General features: G+C 62.6%; 21 protein-coding genes. 5 read left to right on the plus strand and 16 right to left on the minus strand.

The features are described 5' to 3' along the window. Positions 1-11 precede the first annotated feature (11 nt). From C5J22_RS19525 to C5J22_RS19545, 5 genes are all read right to left on the minus strand, one after another. The gene (locus C5J22_RS19525) at positions 12-1,049 is read right to left on the minus strand and encodes an ABC transporter ATP-binding protein (RefSeq protein WP_105439572.1); all 1,038 of its coding nucleotides are present in this window, start codon (positions 1,047-1,049) and stop codon (positions 12-14) included. Then, a complete protein-coding gene (locus tag C5J22_RS19530) occupies positions 1,042-1,824 on the minus strand; it encodes an ABC transporter permease (protein ID WP_105439573.1) in 783 nt (260 codons plus the stop codon). The genes C5J22_RS19525 and C5J22_RS19530 overlap by 8 nt, the downstream gene beginning before the upstream one ends. Then, positions 1,821-2,663: an ABC transporter permease gene (locus C5J22_RS19535; protein ID WP_105400045.1), complete on the minus strand. Its 843-nt coding sequence runs from the start codon at positions 2,661-2,663 to the stop codon at positions 1,821-1,823. Before C5J22_RS19535 ends, C5J22_RS19530 begins: the two co-directional genes overlap by 4 nt. 100 nt (positions 2,664-2,763) lie before the next feature. After that, positions 2,764-3,798: a PotD/PotF family extracellular solute-binding protein gene (locus tag C5J22_RS19540; RefSeq protein ID WP_105439574.1), complete on the minus strand. Its 1,035-nt coding sequence runs from the start codon at positions 3,796-3,798 to the stop codon at positions 2,764-2,766. After that, a complete protein-coding gene (locus C5J22_RS19545) occupies positions 3,795-4,892 on the minus strand; it encodes a LacI family DNA-binding transcriptional regulator (RefSeq protein WP_245440473.1) in 1,098 nt (365 codons plus the stop codon). Before C5J22_RS19545 ends, C5J22_RS19540 begins: the two co-directional genes overlap by 4 nt. Before the next feature lie 152 nt (positions 4,893-5,044). On the opposite strand from C5J22_RS19545, the gene C5J22_RS19550 reads away from it, so the two are divergent. Beyond that, positions 5,045-6,472, plus strand: coding sequence for an amidase (locus C5J22_RS19550; RefSeq protein WP_105439576.1), 1,428 nt, complete (start codon positions 5,045-5,047; stop codon positions 6,470-6,472). Between the two features lie 199 nt (positions 6,473-6,671). Here C5J22_RS19550 and C5J22_RS19555 read toward each other — a convergent pair whose 3' ends face one another. Continuing rightward, the gene (locus tag C5J22_RS19555) at positions 6,672-7,610 is read right to left on the minus strand and encodes a LysR family transcriptional regulator (RefSeq protein ID WP_105439577.1); all 939 of its coding nucleotides are present in this window, start codon (positions 7,608-7,610) and stop codon (positions 6,672-6,674) included. Between the two features lie 114 nt (positions 7,611-7,724). Here C5J22_RS19555 and C5J22_RS19560 point away from each other — a divergent pair, with 114 nt between their 5' ends. Then, on the plus strand, positions 7,725-8,900 hold the full coding sequence (locus tag C5J22_RS19560) for an acyl-CoA dehydrogenase (RefSeq protein ID WP_105439578.1): 1,176 nt from the start codon (positions 7,725-7,727) through the stop codon (positions 8,898-8,900). Between the two features lie 93 nt (positions 8,901-8,993). Here the strand turns inward: C5J22_RS19560 and C5J22_RS19565 are convergent, their stop codons facing one another. Next, a complete protein-coding gene (locus tag C5J22_RS19565) occupies positions 8,994-9,488 on the minus strand; it encodes an SRPBCC family protein (RefSeq protein ID WP_105439579.1) in 495 nt (164 codons plus the stop codon). 12 nt (positions 9,489-9,500) lie between these two features. Continuing rightward, the gene (locus tag C5J22_RS19570; RefSeq protein ID WP_105439580.1) at positions 9,501-9,974 is read right to left on the minus strand and encodes a VOC family protein; all 474 of its coding nucleotides are present in this window, start codon (positions 9,972-9,974) and stop codon (positions 9,501-9,503) included. 219 nt (positions 9,975-10,193) lie between these two features. On the opposite strand from C5J22_RS19570, the gene C5J22_RS19575 reads away from it, so the two are divergent. The 3 genes from C5J22_RS19575 to C5J22_RS19585 all read left to right on the plus strand — a co-directional run bounded on the left by C5J22_RS19575 (position 10,194) and on the right by C5J22_RS19585 (position 13,559). Continuing rightward, a complete protein-coding gene (locus tag C5J22_RS19575; protein WP_105439581.1) occupies positions 10,194-10,775 on the plus strand; it encodes a cupin domain-containing protein in 582 nt (193 codons plus the stop codon). A 114-nt stretch (positions 10,776-10,889) separates the two neighbouring features. After that, positions 10,890-12,326: an NAD-dependent succinate-semialdehyde dehydrogenase gene (locus C5J22_RS19580; RefSeq protein ID WP_105439582.1), complete on the plus strand. Its 1,437-nt coding sequence runs from the start codon at positions 10,890-10,892 to the stop codon at positions 12,324-12,326. A 132-nt stretch (positions 12,327-12,458) separates the two neighbouring features. Then, the gene (locus C5J22_RS19585; RefSeq protein WP_105439583.1) at positions 12,459-13,559 is read left to right on the plus strand and encodes a DNA alkylation repair protein; all 1,101 of its coding nucleotides are present in this window, start codon (positions 12,459-12,461) and stop codon (positions 13,557-13,559) included. A 263-nt stretch (positions 13,560-13,822) separates the two neighbouring features. Here C5J22_RS19585 and C5J22_RS19590 read toward each other — a convergent pair whose 3' ends face one another. From C5J22_RS19590 to C5J22_RS19625, 8 genes are all read right to left on the minus strand, one after another. Next, complete coding sequence (locus tag C5J22_RS19590) at positions 13,823-14,842, minus strand: sulfate/molybdate ABC transporter ATP-binding protein (RefSeq protein WP_105439584.1); 1,020 nt, start codon at positions 14,840-14,842, stop codon at positions 13,823-13,825. After that, positions 14,839-15,726, minus strand: coding sequence for a sulfate ABC transporter permease subunit CysW (gene cysW / locus C5J22_RS19595; protein WP_105439585.1), 888 nt, complete (start codon positions 15,724-15,726; stop codon positions 14,839-14,841). The genes C5J22_RS19590 and cysW overlap by 4 nt, the downstream gene beginning before the upstream one ends. Positions 15,727-15,728: 2 nt before the next feature. After that, positions 15,729-16,550: a sulfate ABC transporter permease subunit CysT gene (gene cysT / locus C5J22_RS19600; protein WP_105439586.1), complete on the minus strand. Its 822-nt coding sequence runs from the start codon at positions 16,548-16,550 to the stop codon at positions 15,729-15,731. An 80-nt stretch (positions 16,551-16,630) separates the two neighbouring features. Further along, entirely contained in the window at positions 16,631-17,629 is a 999-nt protein-coding gene (cysP, locus tag C5J22_RS19605; RefSeq protein WP_105439587.1) for a thiosulfate ABC transporter substrate-binding protein CysP, read from the minus strand. Positions 17,630-17,840: 211 nt separating this feature from the next. Next, complete coding sequence (locus C5J22_RS19610; RefSeq protein ID WP_105439588.1) at positions 17,841-18,044, minus strand: DUF1059 domain-containing protein; 204 nt, start codon at positions 18,042-18,044, stop codon at positions 17,841-17,843. 98 nt (positions 18,045-18,142) lie between these two features. Then, on the minus strand, positions 18,143-19,036 hold the full coding sequence (gene mmsB / locus C5J22_RS19615; RefSeq protein ID WP_105439589.1) for a 3-hydroxyisobutyrate dehydrogenase: 894 nt from the start codon (positions 19,034-19,036) through the stop codon (positions 18,143-18,145). Positions 19,037-19,062: 26 nt separating this feature from the next. After that, positions 19,063-20,142, minus strand: a complete 1,080-nt coding sequence (locus C5J22_RS19620; RefSeq protein WP_105439590.1) for an enoyl-CoA hydratase/isomerase family protein — start codon at positions 20,140-20,142, stop codon at positions 19,063-19,065. A 13-nt stretch (positions 20,143-20,155) separates the two neighbouring features. Next, on the minus strand, positions 20,156-21,751 hold the full coding sequence (locus tag C5J22_RS19625) for a GMC family oxidoreductase (RefSeq protein ID WP_105439591.1): 1,596 nt from the start codon (positions 21,749-21,751) through the stop codon (positions 20,156-20,158). Positions 21,752-21,790: the final 39 nt, after the last annotated feature.

Here is a 21,790-nt window from a genome sequence, read left to right on the forward strand (position 1 = left end):
GTCGGCGGATCCTACACGAATCGCGAGAGCGGCGCGGCCTTTTCGGCCGGCAGGTCGAAGGCAAGAGCATCGCCCAGCGCATGCGCCGGCTGGCTTGCCTCCACCTCGGCCTTGATCGGACCGAAGGAGCTATCGAGCAGGTATTCCCGTGCATCGCCGGCAAAGGATGTACCGCGCACGGTGCCCTGGAAAGGACCTGTCCCCAGGGTCACCATACGCGGCCGCCAGGCAAGGCCCGCCGCTGAAGGGGCCTCGCTGGAAACATCGCCTGAAAGGTCGATGAGACCGGCACTGGTCTTCATCTTTCCGTTTTCGAGCGGGAAAATGTTTTCGAACCCGACGAAGTCCGCGACGAAGGACGATGTCGGGCGATTGTAGATGTCTTCGGGCGAACCGATCTGCTCTATCTTACCGCTCTTCATGACCACAATGCGGTCGGCGAGCGCCAAAGCTTCGGCCTGGTCGTGGGTAACGAAAATCATCGTCACGCCGGTCTCCTTCTGGACGCGCTGCAGCTCGGTGCGCATTTCCAGACGCAGGCGCGCGTCGAGGTTCGACAGCGGCTCGTCGAGCAGCAGCACCTTCGGCTCCATCACCATCGAACGAGCGAGCGCCACGCGCTGCTGCTGGCCGCCGGAAAGCTCGGCCGGCTTGCGGTTGGCGAAGGCCGACAGGCCGACGGACTTCAGGCCGGACTGGACCTTGGCATCGAGCTCGGTGCCGCGCATGCCCTTGAGCTTCAGCCCGAAGGCGACGTTCTCGTAGACCGAGAGATGCGGGAAGAGCGCGTAGGACTGGAACATCAGGCCGACGGCGCGTTTGTTGGCCGGCACCCGGGTGATGTCGACGCCGTCAAGGCGCACGTGGCCGCTCTTCACCGCCAGCAGGCCGGCAATCGCCCGCATCGTCGTGGTCTTGCCGCAGCCGGAGGGGCCGAGCAGCGCGATCAACTCGCCCTTGCGGATATCGAGATCGAGGTTGGCGACGGCAACGGAATCGCCATAGGCGAGCGTCAGCTTTTCGAGCGAGAGATAGGACGCATCAGACATAGCGGGAGAACCCCAGGAAACGTTCGGCAATAAAGACGATGCCGATGGAGAGGAAGGCGAGCAGCGACGAAAGCGCTGCGACGGAAGGATCGAAGACGATTTCCATATAGGCGATCATGTCGACCGGCAGGGTGCGCACGCCAGGACCCGAGAGGAACAGCGACACCGGCACCTGATTGAAGCTGGTGACGAAGCCGAGGATGAAGGCCGACATGATGCCGCCGCGGATGTTCGGCATCACCACCCGGAAGAAGGCGCCGAGCCGCGAAGAGCCGAGCAGCACCGCCGCTTCCTCGATGTCGGAGCGCAGGTTGTCGAGGCTGGCGGAGACGACCCGCACCGCATAGGGCAGGACCAGCGCCGTGTGGGCGAGGAACAGCGCCAGCGTGATCCCGACCTGGAACGGCACGACGATATAACGCAGCAGCGCCAGGCCGACGATGATGCCCGGCACGATGATCGGAGCCGAGACGACGGTGCGGACGACCTCCGCTCCCGGCAGCTTGTAGCGCGACAGCGCATAGGAGGCCGGGATGCCGAGGACGAGTGCTGTCGCCGTGCCGCCGATCGCCAGAAACAGCGACATGCCGAACGAGGCGCGGAAACTCTCGACCGTGAAGACCTTGGCGATCCAGCGCAGCGAAAATCCCTGCGGCGGGAAGGCAAGCGTTTCGCCGGCCGAGAAGGAGGCCGCGACGATGATCAGAAACGGCCCGATCAGGAAGGCGATCACCAGGAGGAGCGTGATCGGAATGAAGAGGCTGCGCAGCGTCATGCCTGGCTCCTCTGCTTGTTGCGTGCGGTCGCGACCCGCTTGAGAAGGATGTTGGCGGCAAAGCTCATGACGATCAGGATGAAGGCGATGACGCTCGCAGCGACGAAATTGTTGGAGACGGCAACCTGCTGGTAGAGCAGCGTTTCGAGCATCAGCACCTTTGAGCCGCCAAGGATCGCGGGAGTGATATAGGCGGTCAGCGATCCGGTGAAGACCAGCGTGCCGCCGACGACCAGGCCTTCCTTGGTGAGCGGCAACACGACCTTCCAGAACACCTGGAACCAGTTGGCGCCGAGTACGCGGGCCGCCGGAATGGCATCTTTCGGCATGTTTTCGAGCGCCGAGATCAGCGAGATGATCATCAGCGGCAGGAAGAGTTGTAAGAGGCCGATGAAAATCGCCGTCTCCGAGAACAGGATGCGCAGCGGTGCCTCGGTGATGCCGAGCGCCTGGAAAGCCTGGTTGACGATGCCGGTACGGCCGAGGATGACGATCCAGGCATAGGTGCGGGCGACCGGCGAGATCATCAGCGGCAGCACGACGAGGCCGGTCACCTTGCCCTTGGCGCCGGGTTCCAGGCTGACGATCGCGAACGCCGCCGCATAACCGATCACCGCCGAGGCGATGGTAACGAGGGCGCCGAGCCTGAGCGTGCGCAGGAAGACCGTCTGGTTCAGCGAGTTGGAGAAGAAGTCCGTATAGGCGGAAATCGTCCAGCCGCCGGTCGGCACGCGAAATCCATCCGATAGCAGGATCACGACAGGCACTAGAAACACCGCCGCCGCGAAGATCGCAGCCGGCAGCGCAAGTGCCAGCGCTTCAGCCCTGTTCTGGAACATGGTGGTTCGATCCTGTTCAATGAGTCGGGATGCGGGCAGGCATTCGCGCGCTGCCCGCATCCCTCAGCCTTGGGAGGCTATTCCGTGATTGCGTTGGCCTTTACTGGCCGACCTTCTCGTTCCAGGTCTTGATCCAGCCGGCACGGTTGTCGAGTGCGACAGCGGACGGGATCAGCTTCAGGCTCTTTGCCGTTTCCTCGCCATAGGTGAGGTTGTTGGCAATCACTTCGGGAAGCTTGACGTCCTTGTTGGACGGGCTGTCGATCAGCTTTTCGGCGAGCTTGGTCTGGACTTCGGTCGAGAGCCAGAAATCCATGAACTGCAGCGCGAGGTCGCGGTTCTTGGAACCCTTGGTGACCGTCATGACGTTCATGCCGCCCGTCTGGCCTTCCTTCGGCGTGGCCCAGGCGATCGGGAAACCGAGCTTGGTGAAGGGCGCCCAGGTGAAGCGGCCGATCGGCGCTGCCCAGATTTCTTCCTGCTGCATCAGCTGCACCAACTGCGACGACTTCTCATAGAAGGTGACGATCTCGCCCTTCTTGGCGCCGACCGCTTCGATCGGGGCCTTCAGGTCCGGGGTGTCCTTGGCTAGCGCCAGGCCCAGCATGTAGAGCGCCGGCGGGCCCTGGTTGGTGGTGACGTTCGGCCAAGCGACGTGGCTTGCATATTCCGGCTTCAGCAGATCGGCCCAGCTGTCGATCTTCATCTTGTCCGAACGGTAGGCGATCGAGGTGGCATAGAACGTGTAACCGACGCTCATGCCGTCGCCATTCGGATCCTTGGCAACGTCATAGAGCTTGCTGAAATTCGAGAGCTTGGAGGTATCGATCTTGTCGGTCAGGCCGGCGCGCGCGGCGGCGAGCGCATCCGCCATCGAGATGACGGCCATGTCGACGACCGGGTTGGCCTTGTTGGCTTCCATCTTGGCGAGGCGCTCGACACTGTTGCCGGTCTCGACGACCAGCTTGCACCCGCAGATCTTCTGGAAGGGATCGTAGACGATCTGCTTGTATTCGTCCTGAGCCAGCGCATAGACGGAAATCGTCAGCGTCTTTTCCTGGGCCAGGGCCGGGCTTTGCGCGGCACCGATGGCGAGCATCAGGGCGGTGCCCGACGCAAGAATGACCTTGTTCATGATGTGATTTCTCCTGCTGTCGGCTTGTTGGGGGTTTGGGCATGCAAATTCGAAATGCCACCGGCCTGCGGGGCGGCGGTCGACTGGCGCACGATGAGCTGCATCGGGACGCGGTCAGTCTCGGAGGTAACGTTGCCGGTCGAAACCTCCTCGGCTCCGTTCTCTGCTTCTCCCTCGGGCTCGATCGCACGGATCAGCGCGGCAATCGCCAGATCGGCGATGGTGGCCATGTCCATGCGTACCGTGGTGAGCGCCGGCGTGACCACCGCCGACCAGATGAGGTCGTCGAAACCGGTGACGCTGACCGTTTCCGGCACGCCGATGCCGGCGCGCTGCAGCTCCGTCAGCGCCCGAAGCGCCGAAAGATCGGAGACAGCCGCAAAGGCCGTAAAACCCGCCCTGGCCTTGTCCGCCAGACCGAGCGGGCAGCCGTCGCCCGAAACCGCCTCGACCTTCTCGATCCACATCGTATCGCATTCGACCTGCGCGCCGAGGCCCGCCTTTAGCCCGCCGATACGGTCGTTCTGCACGTTCGAGGAGGCGCTGGTGCCGATCAGCAGCACCTTGCGATGACCAAGTTCCGCAAGATGGCGGCCCATCTGGCTGCCGCCGTCCCAATGGTCGGCCGAAACGGTATTGCCGGGCGTCGAGGGCGTATCGATGACGGCAACGGGACAGCCGACATCGGCGATCCGCGTGCCGCGCCGGGGAACGATGACCATGCCGTCGACGCCGCGTTCCAGAAGCCGGCCGATCGCCTCGGTCTGCGCCGCGATATCGCCGCGGGAGTCGGCGATGAGCACGCCGTAGCCGGCATTCGAGGCTGCGTTCTCGATCGCCTGGGCAATCTGCGGGAAGAGCGGGTTGGCGATATCCGGGAGGACAAGCCCGAGCACGCCGGTGCGGCCGGTGCGCAGCGCCCGGGCGGTCAGGCTCGGCACATAACCGAGCTCGCTTGCCTTGGCCCGAACCTTCTCGATAAGCTCCGGCGACACCCGTCCCTTGCCGGAAAGCGCATTCGACACGGTCGCCGCCGACACGCCGAGGGCGGCAGCGATGGCGCTCATGTTCGGTCCGGGACGGGGTGAAGCCATATCATGCTCTGATTAAACGTTTAAGCACGAATACTTTGATCAACGGCCTTTGTCGAGTCGTTTGTAAATGCCAGTCCGGATATCCCCACATGCGGCCTTGACTTCCCCGCCCCGACCTGTGGAAATCCTCAGGGATTCATGAGGAAACAGTGATGCAGGACGACGAGATAACCGGCCTTTCCGCCACGGAACTTTCGGAAGCGATCCATGACGGCCGGGCCTCCTGCGCCGAAGTGATGACGGCCTATCTCGCGCGGATCGAGAGGCTCAATCCCGCAATCAATGCGATCGTCAGCCTGCGCAGCCGGGACGAGCTTCTGGCGGAAGCTACTGAATGTGACGTCGAGCTTGCTTCAGGCAAATCGCGCGGCTGGATGCATGGCATGCCGATTGCCATCAAGGATCTCTGCGAAGTGAAGGGCATCCGCTGCACCTACGGCTCGCCGATCTTTGCCGATTTCGTGCCTGAGAAGGACGAGGTGATGGTCGAGCGCATTCGCGCGGCCGGCGCGATCATCATCGGCAAGACCAACACGCCGGAACAGGGGCTCGGCTCGCAAAGCTACAATCCTGTGCACGGTGTCACCAGGAACCCCTACGACGTGACCAAGACGGTCGGCGGATCGAGCGGCGGCGCGGCAGCGGCCCTTTCGGCACATCTCCTGCCGGTCGCGGATGGCGGCGACATGATGGGCTCGCTGCGCAACCCCGCAGCCTTCAACAATGTCGTCGGTTTCCGCCCGAGTTTCGGTCGCGTCCCCTCCTCCCTGAAGCTCGAGAACTTCATGGGCCAGCTCTCCGTCCTTGGACCGATGGGCCGCACGGTGCGCGATGTCGCCGCCCTGCTTTCGACCCAGGCCGGTTACGATCCGCGCGATCCGCTATCCCTGCCGACCGAGGACCTGACGCCGCAGGACGGCCGCGACTTTTCAGGCGCCCGCATCGCCTGGCTCGGCGATCTCGGCGGTTACCTGCCGTTCGAACCCGGCGTGCTGGAACTCTGTCGGGCGACACTTCCGGTTTTCGAACGGATCGGCTGCACGGTGGACGAGTTCGTTCCGGGCTTCGACATGGACGACCTCTGGCGCTCCTGGACGACGCTGCGCAGCTGGCTGACCGCGAGCGGCATGCGCGACAACTACGACGATCCAGAAAAGCGAGCCAAGATGAAGCCCGAGATCATCTGGGAAATCGAGCGCGGTCTCGACATGACGGCGCGCGAGGTGCATTTCGCCTCGAAACGCCGCAGCGCCTGGTATCAATACCTGCTGACCGTGTTCGACCGGTACGACTACCTGATCCTGCCGTCCGCCCAGGTCTTCCCCTTCGATGCGGAGACCCATTGGCCGAAAGAGATCGGCGGCCGGACGATGGACACCTATCACCGCTGGATGGAAGTGGTGGTCCCGGCCTCGATGGCCGGCCTGCCGGTCGCCGCCATGCCCGCCGGCTTTGGCGCAAACGGCCTGCCCGCCGGCATCCAGATCATCGGCCGGCCGCGCGCCGACAAGGCGGTGCTGGAGATTGCGCTGGCTTATGAGGCTGCGACCGATTGGTTGGACATGCGGCCGAGGCTGTAGGCGAGCCGGTGCGGCCGGGTTATCTCTCCCTTTGCGAGAGAGAAAGCGATTTCAACACCTTAGCTTTAGCTAAGTGTTAGAAATCGCAAGTGAGGGGCCTTAGCCGATCCCCTCACCAACAAAATCTATGACTTAGCTGACGCTAAGATCATGATTTTGTAACCTCTCCCGCAAGGGGAGAGGTAAACCTGCGGCAAGGCTACCACCCGACGACGTCCACGTCTTCCCGATACCGCCCGACCTCCTCGATCAGCCACGCCCGAAATGCGACGACCGGCCGAAAATCCACCTTGCTGAGCGGCGCCACCGCATAATAGGCGCTGGGGCTAGTCACCTGATGCGGGTACGCTTCCACAAGCTGGCCGCTCGCCAGCTCCGAGTCGATCAGGAAAAGCGGCATCAGCGCAACGCCGAGGCCCGCGATACAGGCCTGGGCGACGTTGCCGAACTGTTCGAAGCGCATGCCCTGTGACGGCGTTCCGCTGATGCCGAGGCTTTCGAACCAGTGGTTCCAGGCGCCCGGCCGCGAGGCCATGTGCAGCAACGGCAGGCGCATCAGGTCCTCGGCCTTTTTAATCGGGTGCGAAGCGAGGAATGCCGGCGATGAGACCGGCGCCACCATTTCCTCCATCAGGAAGGTGCATTCCGCGCCCGGCCAGTCCGGCCCCTTTTCACCCCTGGGCCCTATGTGGATCGCCATGTCGATGCCGTCGCGATCGAAATCGAAGACCCCGATGCGGGTGGCGAAATTGAGCGTGATCTCCGGATGCCTTGCGACGAATTGCGGGATGCGCGGCATCAGCCAACGGGTACCGAAAGTCGGCAGGATCGCGAGGTTGAGCTGATCGCTATGCCGTTTGGTCATGACCTGCAATGAAGCGGAACGGATCTGCGACAGTGCGTTCGCCACGACCTTGGCGTATTCCGCCCCCGCCGACGTGAGGCTGACGCCGCGGCTGGTACGGTCGAAAAGCTGGATCCCCAACTGCTCCTCCAGACCGGAAACCTGCCGGCTGATCGCCCCTTGCGTCAACGACAGCTCTTCCGCCGCGCCTGAGAAGCTGCCGAGCCGGGCAACGGAATCGAAGGCCGCGAGCGCGGAGGTGGAGGGGAGCAATTTTCGCGAGAGGCTGACCATTGCCTATTACTATAGATCATGGCTTGATGAGTAAACGGTGCTTGCTCTCGGGCGCCGTGCTGGCGATAATTCTTTAAACTTCAATTTGCCAGATTTCAAACCGGAGGCAGACCCTTGGCTTTTTCCTGGAACGATCCCTTTCTTCTCGAAGAGCAGCTGAGCGACGAGGAGCGGATGATCCGTGACGCGGCTGCCGCCTTCGCCAAGGCCGAACTCCTGCCGCGCGTCCAGGAAGCTTATCTGGATGAAACCACCGACAAGGGCCTGTTCAAGCTGATGGGCCAGACAGGCCTGCTCGGTGTGACCCTGCCGGAAGAATATGGCGCAGCCAATGCCTCCTACGTCGCCTACGGCCTCGTCGCCCGCGAGATCGAGCGTATCGACAGCGGTTACCGCTCGATGATGAGCGTGCAGTCCTCGCTGGTCATCTACCCGATCTTCGCCTACGGCTCCGACGAGCAGAAAAAGAAGTACCTGCCGGGCCTCGTCTCCGGCGAACTGATCGGCTGTTTCGGCCTGACCGAACCGGATGCCGGCTCAGATCCGGGCGGCATGAAGACCCGCGCCGAAAAGATCGAAGGCGGTTACCGCCTGCGCGGTTCGAAGATGTGGATTTCCAACGCACCGATCGCCGACGTCTTCGTCGTCTGGGCAAAATCGGAAGCCCACAACAACGAGATCCGCGGCTTCGTGCTCGAAAAGGGCATGAAAGGTCTCTCGGCGCCGAAGATCGGCGGCAAGCTCTCGCTGCGTGCCTCGATCACCGGCGAGATCGTCATGGACAGCGTCGAAGTCGGCGAGGATGCGATCCTGCCGAACGTTTCGGGCCTCAAGGGTCCTTTCGGCTGCCTCAACCGCGCCCGCTACGGCATTTCCTGGGGCGTTATGGGTGCGGCCGAAGACTGCTGGTTCCGCGCCCGCCAGTACGGTCTCGACAGAAAACAGTTCGGCAAGCCGCTTGCCGGCATGCAACTCTACCAGAAGAAGCTCGCCGACATGCAGACCGAAATCACCCTCGGCCTACAGGCTTCGCTCCGCGTCGGCCAGCTGATGGACCAGCACAAGATGGCCCCTGAAATGATCTCCATCGTCAAGCGCAACAATTGCGGCAAGGCGCTCGATATCGCCCGCCAAGCCCGCGACATGCACGGCGGCAACGGCATCCAGATCGAGTATCACGTCATGCGCCATTCACAGAACCTCGAAACGGTCAACACCTACGAAGGCACGCACGACGTCCACGCGCTGATCCTGGGCCGCGCCCAGACGGGTATCCAGGCGTTTTTCTGAGTGGAAGCTTTACCGCTTCGACAATCAGCCCGGCCGCTTCCAGCGCGCCGGGCTTTTATATCTCGGCGTTTCAGCCAAATGGCGGTCGCGGGTTCACACGCGCGCGCCCAGGGTGATCAGAAGTTCATCCAACTGCCCGAACTGTTCGGGCATCGCACCTTCCATGCCGGCGCAGGATTCGTCGGCCGCTTCCTTGGAAGGATAAAGTTCATGCAGGACCAGCAGCGTCCTGCCGCCTTCCTCCTCCTCGAAGGTGACCGTGGTGACGGAGCCGTTTTCGCTTTCGTCATTGGTCCAGACGAGGCGCGAGGGCGGCGATACTTCGAGATATCTTCCGAAAAAGGTCATGGAGTTTGCGGCGTCATGTCCGAACGTGACGCTATAGCCCCTTCCGACACGGGCATCCATCTCGCAGGCGAGAAGCGGGACCCCGCTGGATTTGGGCGCCCACCACAGCTTGAACAATTCGGGCTTGGTCCATGCATCGAACACGAGGCGAACCGGGGCGTCGAAGCTGCGCGTCACGACGAGTTCCCGTTCGGACCGCCGTTTGACCGCCGTGCGGCCATTGCTCACGTCTTTGTCCATTGGTTGTCTCCCCTAGCCCCGCCGGGCAGCTTCGATTGCCGCGACGTCGATCTTCTTCATGGTCATCATCGCCTCGAAGGCACGTTTCGCCTCGCCGCCGCCGACAGCCAGGGCTTCAATGAGGACACGCGGCGTGATCTGCCAGGAGATACCCCATTTATCCTTGCACCAGCTGCATTCGCTTTCTTGACCGCCGTTACCGACGATGGCGTTCCAGTAGCGATCGGTCTCTTCCTGGTCCTCGGTCGAGATCTGGAAGGAAAACGCTTCGTTGTGCTTGAAGGTCGGGCCGCCGTTCAGGCCGATGCATGCCACTCCGGCAACGGTGAATTCCACCACCAGCACATCCCCCTGCTTGCCGTCCGGGTAATCGCCCGGCGCGCGCATTACGGCGCCGACCGCGCTGTCCGGAAAAGTCTCAGCATAGAAGTGGGCGGCCTCCTCGGCGTCCTTGTCGAACCATAGGCAGATCGTGTTCTTCGCCATTGCATTTCTCCCTTTTCAATCCTGGTTGCGCGGTCGTCGATGACGACCATATCTTAAAGACGCACGGGCTTTCGCTAATCCGACATCCCGCCGAAAAAATTTGCATCCACTCACCAACCGCGCCGTTTTTCGTCATTGGAGAAATTCCCGCCTTCGGTGTATCAGTGAAACGCTGCCATGATCGGCGGCGAGGAAATGAAACAAAGGTCGTTTTGAAGAATGCACGCCATGGAGAATTCGGCGGAAGGAGCCGGTGGCGGCTTCAATGTCGGCGAGCGTCTTTGTCTGGTGCGCAAGCAGCACGGCCTGTCGCAGCGGGCGCTGGCGGTCAAGGCGGGCGTCACCCATTCCCTGGTCTCGCTGATCGAGAAGAACAAGGTGAGCCCTTCGGTCGCCTCGCTGAAGAAGATCCTCGAAGCAATCAACTATCCGCTGACCGACTTTTTCGCGCTGACGCTGCCGCCGGTCGACCAGGTGTTCTACCGCGCCGATGAACTGACGCCGCTTTCGACCGGCGCGTTGACGCTGCTGCAGGTCGGCGACGCCAAATCCCACAGCGTCCAGATTTTCCACGAGTTCTACGAGCCCGGCGCCGATACCGGCGAGACAATGCTGCAGCATGAGGCGGAAGAAGGCGGGGTGGTCGTCGCCGGCGAACTGGAACTGACCGTCGGCAGCCAGACGCGTATCCTCAAAAAGGGCGACGCCTTCCTCTTCGACAGCCGTCAGCCGCACCGATATCGTAACGTCGGAACCGAGCGCTGCGAGGTGGTAAGTGCCTGCACGCCACCCTATCTTTAGGAAGAGCAACGTTGATTGTTGCTGTCAATTATTTTAGGTCAGAACCCGATATTCCCGCACCCTCTCCCAACGCCTTAAAACGGCGTATCCAGCCTTGAAATGAAAGTGGACACCATGCACAGCTATCCCGACGTCAAGCTTTTCATCAACGGCGAATGGCGCGATGCCATCGGCGGCGAAACCATCGATGTTTCCGATCCCGCGACGGAAGAAGTGATCGGGAAAATAGCCCATGCCCGCAAGGCGGACCTGGACCTGGCGCTGGAAGCCGCCGAAAAGGGTTTCAAGATCTGGCGCGACACCTCGCCCTTCGACCGCTCGAAGCTGATGCGCAAGGCTGCCGACCTGCTGCGCCAGCGCGTCGACCAGATCGCCTATTACATGACCCGCGAACAGGGCAAGCCGCTCGCCCAGTCGAAGATGGAAGTCATGGGCGCCGCCGACACGATCGACTGGTTCGCCGAAGAAGCCCGCCGCACCTATGGCCAGATCATCCCGGCCCGCATGAGTGGCGTCTCGCAGATGGCGATCAAGCTGCCAGTCGGCCCGGTCGCCGCCTTCACGCCCTGGAATTTCCCGCTCAACCAGGTGGTCCGCAAGCTCTCCGCAGCTCTTGCGACCGGTTGCTCGATCATCGTCAAGGCGCCTGAAGAAACGCCCGCTTCGCCGGCCGAACTGATCCGCGCCTTCATCGATGCCGGCGTGCCCGCAGGCGTCGTCAACCTCGTCTACGGCATTCCGGCCGAGATTTCCGAATACCTGATCCCGCATCCGGTCATCCGCAAGATTTCGTTCACCGGCTCCACCCTGATCGGCAAACATCTGGCCGCCCTTGCCGGCAAGCACATGAAGCGCGCCACCATGGAACTCGGCGGCCATGCGCCGGTGATGATCTTCGACGACGCCGACCTCGAAAAGGCGATCGAAGTCACTGCCATGTCGAAATTCCGCAACGCCGGCCAGGTCTGCGTCGCCCCGACCCGCTTCCTCGTGCAGGACGGTATCGCCGACAAGTTCACCGCCGGTTTCGTCAAGGCGGCACAGGCGATCAAGGTCGGCAACGGCCTGGAAGACGGCGTGACCATGGGACCGCTCGCCAACGAGCGCCGCATCCCGGCCATGGAGGCTTTGATTCAGGACGCCATCACCCATGGCGGCGAGTTGAAGACCGGCGGCCACCGCATCGGCAACAAGGGCCACTTCTTCGAGCCGACGGTGCTCTCCGAAGTGCCGACCTCGGCCAAGATCATGAACGACGAGCCCTTCGGCCCCATCGCGATCATCAACCGCTTCTCGCATTACGACGATGCGATCGCGGAAGCCAACCGCCTGCCCTTCGGCCTCGCCTCCTACGCCTTCACCGGCTCGGTGAAGACCGCCCATGCGCTCAGCCGCCAGGTGGAAGCCGGCATGCTGACCATCAACCACAACGGCCTTGCCCTGCCGGAAGTGCCGTTCGGCGGCATCAAGGACTCTGGCTACGGCACGGAAGGCGGCTCGGAAGCCACCGAAGCCTATCTCGAAACCCGCTTCGTCAGCCAGATGAGCTGATTTGACGGTTTTTTCGAACCGATTTCTCGACGCCGGTCGGTGCCCTTGCACCGGCCGGCGTTTTTCTTTTGCCCTTGCCCGCGTCCTTCGAGTCAAATACCAAAACAAACAGTGAACATCGGATGAAGCGCCATGGCCGAGACTGAAGCAGCACCGCTCCTGAAGGAAATCTTCAACCGCGATCGGCTCCGGCATTTTGCGGCGGAGACCAAGGCCATTCATCCCGGCTTCGATGGCGAACGCTTTCTGACGCTCACTTCCGCCGGTCTCGACGATCTGAGCATCATGCAGCGCCTGCGTCAGATCGCCATCGCCTACCACGCGGTCCTGCCGGGCGGGTTCGAAAAGAATATCGACATCCTGCTGGCACTGGCACCGCGCATCAACCACGGCTTCGCCTCCATCGTGCTGCCGGAATATGTGGCGCTCCACGGCCATGACCATTTCGATCTGTCGATGGATGCACTCGCCTTCTTCACCCGCTTCGGCTCGTCGGAATTCGCCGTCCGGCATTTCCTCCTGAAGGACCTCGCCCGGACACTGAAAGTGATGGAGCGCTGGTCGCGGGACGACAACGAGCACGTGCGCCGACTTTCGAGCGAAGGCTGCCGCCCGCGCCTGCCCTGGTCGTTCCAGCTGAAGGAACTGATTGCCGACCCCTCGCCTGTCGCGCCGATCCTCGAAAACCTAAAGAGCGACCCGAGCCTTTACGTGCGCAAATCCGTTGCCAACCATCTGAACGACATTACCAAGGACCACCCGGCCTGGGTGCTCGACAGGATCGCCGACTGGCCAAAGGACGACCCGCGCACCGTTTGGATCATCAAGCAGGCGCTGCGCACGCTGATCAAGAAGGGTGACGCGGAAGCGCTGCACCATCTCGGCGCCGGCGAGAAGGCGGAAGTAAAGGTCGACAGTTTTGCGGTGACGCCGTCGTCGCTGAAACTCGGTGGTGCGGTGAAGATATCGGCCGGGATGGTGTCGACCGCGTCGGCGCCGCAGAAGCTGGTCGTCGATTATGCCGTCCACTACGTGAAGAAGGCCGGCGGCACCTCAAAGAAGGTCTTCAAGTGGAAGGAGATCACGTTGGGTGCCGGCGAGAGCTGCGAACTCACGATCAACCGCGCCATCCGCGACTTTACCACCCGGGTGCACTATGCCGGCCGGCATCCGGTCGAGTTGATGGTCAACGGCGAGGTGTTGGCTGAGGATGCGTTCGAGCTTCTGGCTTGAGCTTTTTCGGCCAGGTTGGCGGGTGCGGCCCCCTCACCCCGCCTCCGCTTCGCTCGGCGTACCTCTCCCCGAGGGGAGAGGATAAGCGGGTGGCGTCGGCGCCTTTTCCCTCTTCCGTAGAGAGGGAGCAGGAGACAGTGCCGCATAACCTCTTCTCCCCAGCGGGAAGAAGGTGGCCCGAAGGGTCGGATGAGGGGGTGGCACTGGCGCAGTGCCTATAGTGTCAGGATCTCTTCTTGGCGAAGTCACCCAACGAGAACCGCCTAGACCGCAAACACCTTCGCCCGCCGCAGCGTCACAAAACCGCCCTCGCCCGCCTTGACTGCTCGTTCCGGCTCGACGTCGAATTCCAGCTGTTCGCCGGTCTCGGTGGTCGCCAGCACCCGCCGCCCATCCGGGCGGTCGAGCACGCGGGTGATGCTGGCCGGAATGCCCGGTCCTTGCGCGGACCAGTCGAGATCGGCGGGGCGGGCGTAGAGTTCCGCCTTGCCGTCCGCAATGCCGGAAACGTCGATCGCAGCACCGCTTGCGTAGGCCTTGCCGTCGCGCACTTCGGCGGCGAGCACGTTGGCGTCGCCGAGGAACTTCATCACGAAGGCGGACTGCGGATTGCGGCAGACCTCTTCCGCCGTGCCCTGCTGGATGATGTGGCCGTCTTTCAGGATGACGACGCGATCGGCGAGATCCAGCGCCTCCTCCTGGTCGTGAGTGACGAAGATCGTGGTGATGCCGAGCTCGCGGTGGATCTCGCGCAGCCAGCGGCGCAGGTCATGGCGCACATTGGCATCGAGTGCGCCGAACGGCTCGTCGAGCAGCAGCACCTTGGGATCGACCGACAGCGCCCGGGCCAGCGCCACGCGCTGCCGCTGCCCGCCGGAAATCTGCGCCGGGAACCGGTCGCCGAGACCTTCCAGGCGCACCAATCTCAGCAGCTCTACGACGCGCGCATCGATCGCCGCCTTCTCGCGCTTCACCTTCGAGACCTTCATGCCGAAGGCGATGTTTTCCGCCACCGTCATATGCGGAAACAGCGCGTACTGCTGGAAGACGAAACCAACCCCACGGTCGCGCACCGGAATGTCGGTGGCGTCCTGATCGCCGAAATAGATGTGGCCGCCATCGGCATATTCGAGGCCGGCGACCATGCGCAGGATGGTCGTCTTCCCGGAACCGGAGGGGCCGAGCAGCGCGACGAGTTCGCCGCTTTCGATCGTGAGCGAGACATCCCGCACGGCGCGAAAGGTCTCGAAGGTTTTGACGACGTTTTCGAGGCGGATTTTCATTGGGTTTTCTCCGCGGAATTGGCGACCAGAGCCGGGCGACGGACGCGGCCGGCTCCTTGGCGCTCCAGCGCCACCTTGGCGATGATGGTGAAGACGGCGATGAGCGCCAGGATGGAGGCCGCGGCAAAGGCGCCGGCCGCCTGGTAGTCGTGATAGAGCAGCTCGATATGCAGCGGCAGCGTATTGGTCTGCCCGCGGATATTGCCCGAGACGACGGAGACCGCGCCGAACTCGCCCATGACGCGGGCGTTGCAGAGTACGACGCCGTAAAGCAGCGCCCATTTGATGTTCGGCAACGTCACCGAGAAGAAGGTCCGCCAGCCGGACGCGCCGAGAGAGGTGGCTGCTTCCTCAAGATCGCGGCCCTGCGCCTGCATCAGCGGGATCAACTCGCGGGCGACGAAGGGGGCGGTGACGAACATCGAGGCGAGGATGATGCCCGGGATCGCAAACAGGATCTTGATCCCGTATTCGTCCAGCGTCGGACCGAAGACGCCCTGCAGGCCGTAGACGAAGAGATAAGCGACGCCCGCGACGATCGGCGAGACCGAAAACGGGATCTCGATGACGACCAGCAGGAAACGCCGGCCCCAGAAGTCGAACTTGGTGATCGACCAGGCGGCCGCGATACCGAAAGCGGTGTTGACCGGCACGGCGACGATTGCTGCAAACACCGTCAGCCCGATCGCATGCAGCGTATCCGGATGAATGATCGTGTCGCGATAGACAGCCCACCCCTTCGAAAAAGCCTCGACGCCGATGACCACCAGCGGCGCGACGATCAGCAGGGCGACGATCACCAGAACGATGCCGATCAGCATCCGGCGGAAGAGCGGCTGGTCGCCAACGCGCGGCGGCTTTCTGCCTGTACGGGTCGCACCCATGGTCATCCCCTCACCGTGTAGCGAAGCGCCCGCGACTGCATCCAGTTGGTGAGCGCGAGCATGACGAAGGCCGCAATCAGCAGCACCGAGGCGATGGCGGCTGCGGCCTGGTAATCGTATTCCTCCAGCCGGATGAAGACGAGAAGTGCGGTGATCTCCGTCGACATCGGCTGGTTGCCGGCGATGAAGATGATCGCACCAAACTCACCGAGCGAGCGGGCAAAGGACAGCGACACGCCGGCAAGCAGCGCCGGGGTCAGAAGCGGCAGGATGACTTTGCGGAAAATCTGCCAGTCCGAGCCGCCAAGCGACTGCGCCGCCTCTTCCAGCGCCGGATCGAGATCTTCCAGCACCGGCTGCACGGTGCGCACGATGAACGGCAGCGAGGTGAAGCACATCGCGATCATGATGCCGAGCGGCGTATAGGCGACCTTGATGCCGAGGTCGGCAAGGATGGAACCGAACCAGCCGTTGGTGGTGAAAAGCGCCGTCAGGGCAATGCCGGCCACCGCCGTCGGCAGCGCGAAGGGCAGATCGACCATGGCATCGACGATCCGCCAGCCCGGGAACCGATAGCGCGTCAGCACCCAGGCGAGCGCCAGGCCGAAGAACATGTTGAAGACGGTGGCGCCGAGCGCCGAAAGCACGGTGACGCGGTAGCTCGCGAGCGCGCGCGACGAGGAGACGATCCGCCAATAGTCCTCGGGGCCGAGGCTCGCGGCCTTGAAGACCAGAGCTGCCAGAGGCAGGACCACGATCAGCCCGACATAGAACAGCGTCACCCCCAGCGACAGGCGTAACCCGGGCAGGACATTGCGTCTCAAGCGGTCGTTTCCTCTTTGCACGGCAAAGCCCGGCGAACTTTCGTTCGCCGGGCGAGGCTTGGTTGAAGTTCAATCTGCGCTTAGCGGCTGCCGTACAGCTTGTCGAGAGTGCCGCCGGAGGCGAAGTGGTCCTTCTGGATCTTGTCCCAGCCGCCGAAGACGTCATCGACCTTGACGAGGCGGATTGCCGGGAACTGGTCCTTGACCTCGGCGGCGACCTTTTCGTTCTGGACGCGATGGCCGAACTGGGCAGCGATCCGCTGGCCTTCCTCCGAGTAGAGGAAGTCCAGATAGGCCTTGGAAAGCGCTTCCGTGCCGTGCTTCTTGGCGACCTTGTCGACCACCGCAACCGGGAACTCGGCGAGCAGGCTCACCGACGGGATGACGCTCTGCACCTTGTCGGCGCCGTACTGCTTGACGATGCCGCGGGTCTCCGCCTCGAAGGTGATCAGCACGTCGCCGGTTTCGCGCTCGACGAAGGTGGTGGTGGAGGCGCGGCCGCCGGTATCGAAGACCGGCACGTTGTCGAAGATCTTGGTGATATAGGCATCGATCTTCTCTTCGTCGCCCTTATAGGCTTCCTTGGCCCAGGCGTAGGCGGCGAGATAGGTGTAGCGGGCGTTGCCCGAGGTTTTCGGGTTCGGGAAAACGGCGTGCACGTCAGCGCGAGCCAGATCGGCCCAATCCTTGATGTTCTTCGGATTGCCGGCGCGCACCAGGAACGACGGGAAGGAATAGAAGGGCGAGGCATTGTTCGGGAATGCCTTGGTCCAGTCCTTGGCAACGAAGCCTTGTTTGGCGAGGAAATCGATGTCCGTCGACTGGTTGAAGGTCACGACGTCGGCTTCAAGGCCTTCGGCGATCGAACGGGCCTGCTTCGAGGTGCCGGCATGCGACTGGTCGATGGCGACGCCCGGATGGCTCTTGATGAAGGCCTCGTTCTCGGCGACGAACAGCTCCCGCGAAACGTCGTACGAGGCGTTGAGCAGCTTCGTCGGAGACTGGGCCAGCGCGGGGGTGATAAAAAGCGCGGCCAAGGGAGCAATAAGCGCGGTGCCGAGGATCAGGAGGCGGTTCATGCAAGTCTCCGGGTGTTGGATTGTGCCGGTGAAACTACCGATACGCCCAGCAAACGGCGAGGAACCGCGGACTTTCCTTTGTTACAGGGTTAGAAATTTTGTCCATTATTCGCCATAAACGGCGGAGCTTTTCGCGCGCCATCCAGACCGGCGCTGCTTCGTTGGAAGAGGCAGCACCGGGGAGTGTCGGCTAAGCCCTGTCGCGGCATCGTCAGGCGAGGACGTGCGGGACATCCATCTCGTGGATAGCCTTCCTGATCTCCGTGCGGAATTCCGGAGTATCGTGGTGACCATGCACGGAAATGGCATGCTGCACGGCTGCATTGACGAGTTCATCCGCGTTGTCCGCCGAGATCGCAACGGTGCATTTCATCTCGCTCGGAAATTCGCGGCAATCGATGTATTGGCGTCCCATGTCTGCCTCCATCACAAGCCCTGAACCGATTGCTCAGAGGACGGGAATTTACTCCCTTTGCGCAGAGGAAACAAACGCCGCCGGCCTGATCAATCGGCCTAGCTCGTCCGGCCCGCCTTCTCCCGCAGCATCTGGATGATGGCGGAGAAATCGTCCGCGCCGTGCCCCGTCCTTTCAAACTCGGCATAAAGCTCGGCCGCGTGGGCACCGAGCGGCGTGGCGGCACCAGACTGTCTTGCGGCCTCCTGCGACAGCGTCAGGTCCTTCAGCATCAGCGCCGCGGCAAAGCCCGGCCGGTAGTCGTTATTCGCCGGCGAGATGGGCACCGGACCCGGCACCGGACAATAGGTGGTGAGAGACCAGCACTGGCCTGATGAGGTGGAGGCGACGTCGAACAGCGCCTGATGCGAAAGGCCGAGCTTTTCCGCGAGGCCAAATGCTTCGCAGACGCCGATCATCGAGATGCCCAATATCATGTTGTTGCAGATTTTTGCCGCCTGGCCGGCGCCGGCGTCGCCACAATGGACGATCTTCTTTCCCATCGCCTCGAGGATCGGCTTGCCCAAGGCGAACGCCTTTTCCGAACCGCCGACCATGAAGGTGAGCGTGCCGGCCGCGGCCCCGCCGGTGCCACCGGAGACGGGTGCATCGAGCGAGATGCAGTTCATGACATCCGCCAGTTCATGTGCCTTGCGGGCGCTTTCCACGTCGATGGTCGAGCAGTCGATGACGAGAGTGCCCTCGGGGATGAGCGTGGTGAGATCGGTCCACACGGCCGTGACGTGCTGCCCCTTCGGCAACATGGTGATGATGCATTCCGCATCGCGCACCGCCTCCGCCAGCGCGCCGGCAGCCTTCACGCCCGTCTCGGCGGCCGCCTTCACCGACGCTTCCGACAGGTCGAAGCCGCGCACCTCATGACCGGCTTTCACAAGATTGGCGGCCATCGGCCCACCCATATTGCCAAGGCCCACGAAAGCGATCTTGGTCATGTCTTCCTCCCGTCGTCGTTGTTGTTTTAAAGCCTGTGATCCGGAAACAGAACCGGATGCCGCGCAGCGAAGTAGCGGTCGAGATCCGCATCCCCGACCTCCTCCAGCGTTGCCGGAGACCATTTCGGATTGCGGTCCTTGTCGATGATCGCGGCGCGCACGCCCTCGTAGAAATCGTGGTTGCGCAGGATTTCGGCGCCGGCGGTGAATTCCCGCTCCAGGCATTCGACAAGGCTCGAACTTTCGCGGCCTAGCCTGATGAGCCGAAGCGCGAGCTTGAGGCTGGTCGGCGAGCGCTTGGCGATGATGTCGCGCGTCCTGATGGAGAATTCATCATCCTCTCTATTCAGGGCTTCCACAACCTCCTCGACCGTATCGAAGCGGAAAACCCGGTCGATCAGGTCGCGATGGGCTTCGAGTGGGCTTTCGCCCGGCGTAACGGCGAAACGATCGATGACCGCCCGCACCTGCTCGTCGGACGCGCCGCCTTTCAATTCCCCCAGCGCCTCGACAAGCAGGCCGAGCCGTTCCGAGGGCACGTTCACATCGGCAAGATTGGTATAGATGGCATCCGCCGCGCCGATCACTTCCCCCGTCAGCCCCATCCAGGTGCCGGTCTCGCCGGGCGCGCGGGGAAGCAGCCAAGTGGCGCCGACATCGGGCACGTAGCCGATGCCGGTCTCGGGCATGGCGAGACGGGTGCGTTCCGTGACGATCCGGTGTTTTCCGTGCGAGGCGACGCCGACGCCGCCGCCCATGACGATGCCGTCCATCAGCACCACATACGGCTTCTCGTAGCGGGAGATCATGTAGTTGACCGGGAATTCCTCGCGCCAGAATCGCGTGACGTCAGGATCCTCCGACTTGCCGCTTTCGTAGATGACCCGGATATCTCCTCCGGCACAAAGACCGCGCTCTCCCTCGCCTTTCAGGATGACACAGGAGATTTCCGGATCGCGCGTAAACTGCTCCAGCGCCTGCTTCATCGCCCGCACCATGGCGAAGTTCAGGCTGTTCAGCGCCCTCGGCCGGTTGAGCCGGATGACGGCGGCCGAACCGATGCGGTCGATGAGGACTTCGTCGCTCTGGGCAGGTGTGTCGGACATGCGTTTCTCCGGTCTACCGATTGTCCGCCAGGATCATCTCGGCCGCCTTTTCGGCGATCATGATCGTCGGCGAATTGGTGTTGCCGGAGACTATATTGGGCATGATCGAGGCATCGGCGATACGCAGCCTTCCGACTGCGCGCATTTTCAGGCGGGGATCGACGACGCTGTCCGGATCGGATCCCATACGCGCAGTGCCGACCGGGTGGAAGATCGTCGTGCCGATGTCGCCGGCCGCCTTTTCGAGGTCCGCATCGGTCTCGTAGGAGGGACCGGGTCTGTATTCCTCAGGATGATAGCGCGCAAATGCCGGTTTCTTGACGATCTCGCGGGTGATCCGGATCGACTTGACGGCGACGTCGCGGTCGGCGGCGGTCGACAGGTAATTCGGATGGATGCCCGGTGCCGCGGCAAAATCCGGGCTTTTCAGATGCACCGACCCGCGGCTCTCGGGACGAAGATTGCACACGCTCGCGGTCATTGCCGGGAACGAGTGGACCGGTTCGCCGAACTTGTCGAGCGACACCGGCTGGACGTGATATTCAAGATCCGGCGTCTCCTTGTCGGGGCCGGATTTGGTGAAGATGCCGAGCTGGCTCGGCGCCATCGACATCGGCCCGGAGCGCTTCAGCGCATATTCCAGTCCGATCGAGGCCTTGCCGATCAGGCTCGACGCCTTTTCGTTGAGGGTCGGAACGCCGGTCACCTTGTAGACGAGGCGGAGTTGCAGGTGGTCCTGCAGGTTCTCGCCGACAGCCTTGACCTCCTTGACCACTTCGACACCCGCGTCTTGCAGGACATCGCCGCGGCCGATGCCGGAGAGTTCTAGAATATGCGGCGTGCCGATCGCGCCGGCGCTGAGCACGGTTTCGCGTTTAGCATAGGCCTTCTTCGCCACCCCATCGTGCTGGAATTCTACGCCCTTCACCTCGTCGTTTTCGATGATCAGCTTTCGCACATGCGCCTTGGTGAGCACGGTGAGGTTCGGCCGCTTCATCGCCGGGCGCAGGAAGGCCTTGGACGTGTTCCAGCGGATCCCGGAGCGCTGGTTGACGTCGAAATAGCTCGAGCCCTCGTTGCTGCCGCGATTGAAGTCGTCGACGATCGGGATCCCGGCCTCTTCCGCCGCCTTCTGGAAACTGTCGAGCACGGCCCAGCGAAGACGCTGCTTTTCGATGCGCCATTCGCCGCCGGCGCCGTGCATGTCATCGGCGCCTTTGTAGAAATCCTGGGATCTCTTGAAGATAGGCAGGACATCGTCCCAGCCCCAGCCGGTGCAGCCCATCTGGCGCCACATGTCGTAGTCGTAAGCCTGGCCGCGCATGTAGATCATGCCGTTGATCGACGAGCAGCCGCCGAGGATCTTTCCACGCGGATAGGAGAGCGAACGGCCGTTCAGCCCCTCTTCCTTCTCGGTGGTAAAACACCAATCCGTGCGCGGATTGTTGATGCAGTAGAGGTAGCCGACAGGAATATGCACCCAATGATAGTTGTCATTGCCGCCCGCTTCGAGGATCAGCACCCGGTTGCCCGGGTCCTTCGATAGCCGGCTGGCCAATACGCAGCCGGCGCTGCCCGCCCCGATGACGATGTAGTCGTAATTTTCCATGCTTATGCTCCAGGGAGAAGCGCCCCGCGAACCATGCCC

It is taken from the genome of Neorhizobium sp. T25_13, assembly GCF_002968675.1.
GTDB lineage: Bacteria > Pseudomonadota > Alphaproteobacteria > Rhizobiales > Rhizobiaceae > Neorhizobium > Neorhizobium tomejilense.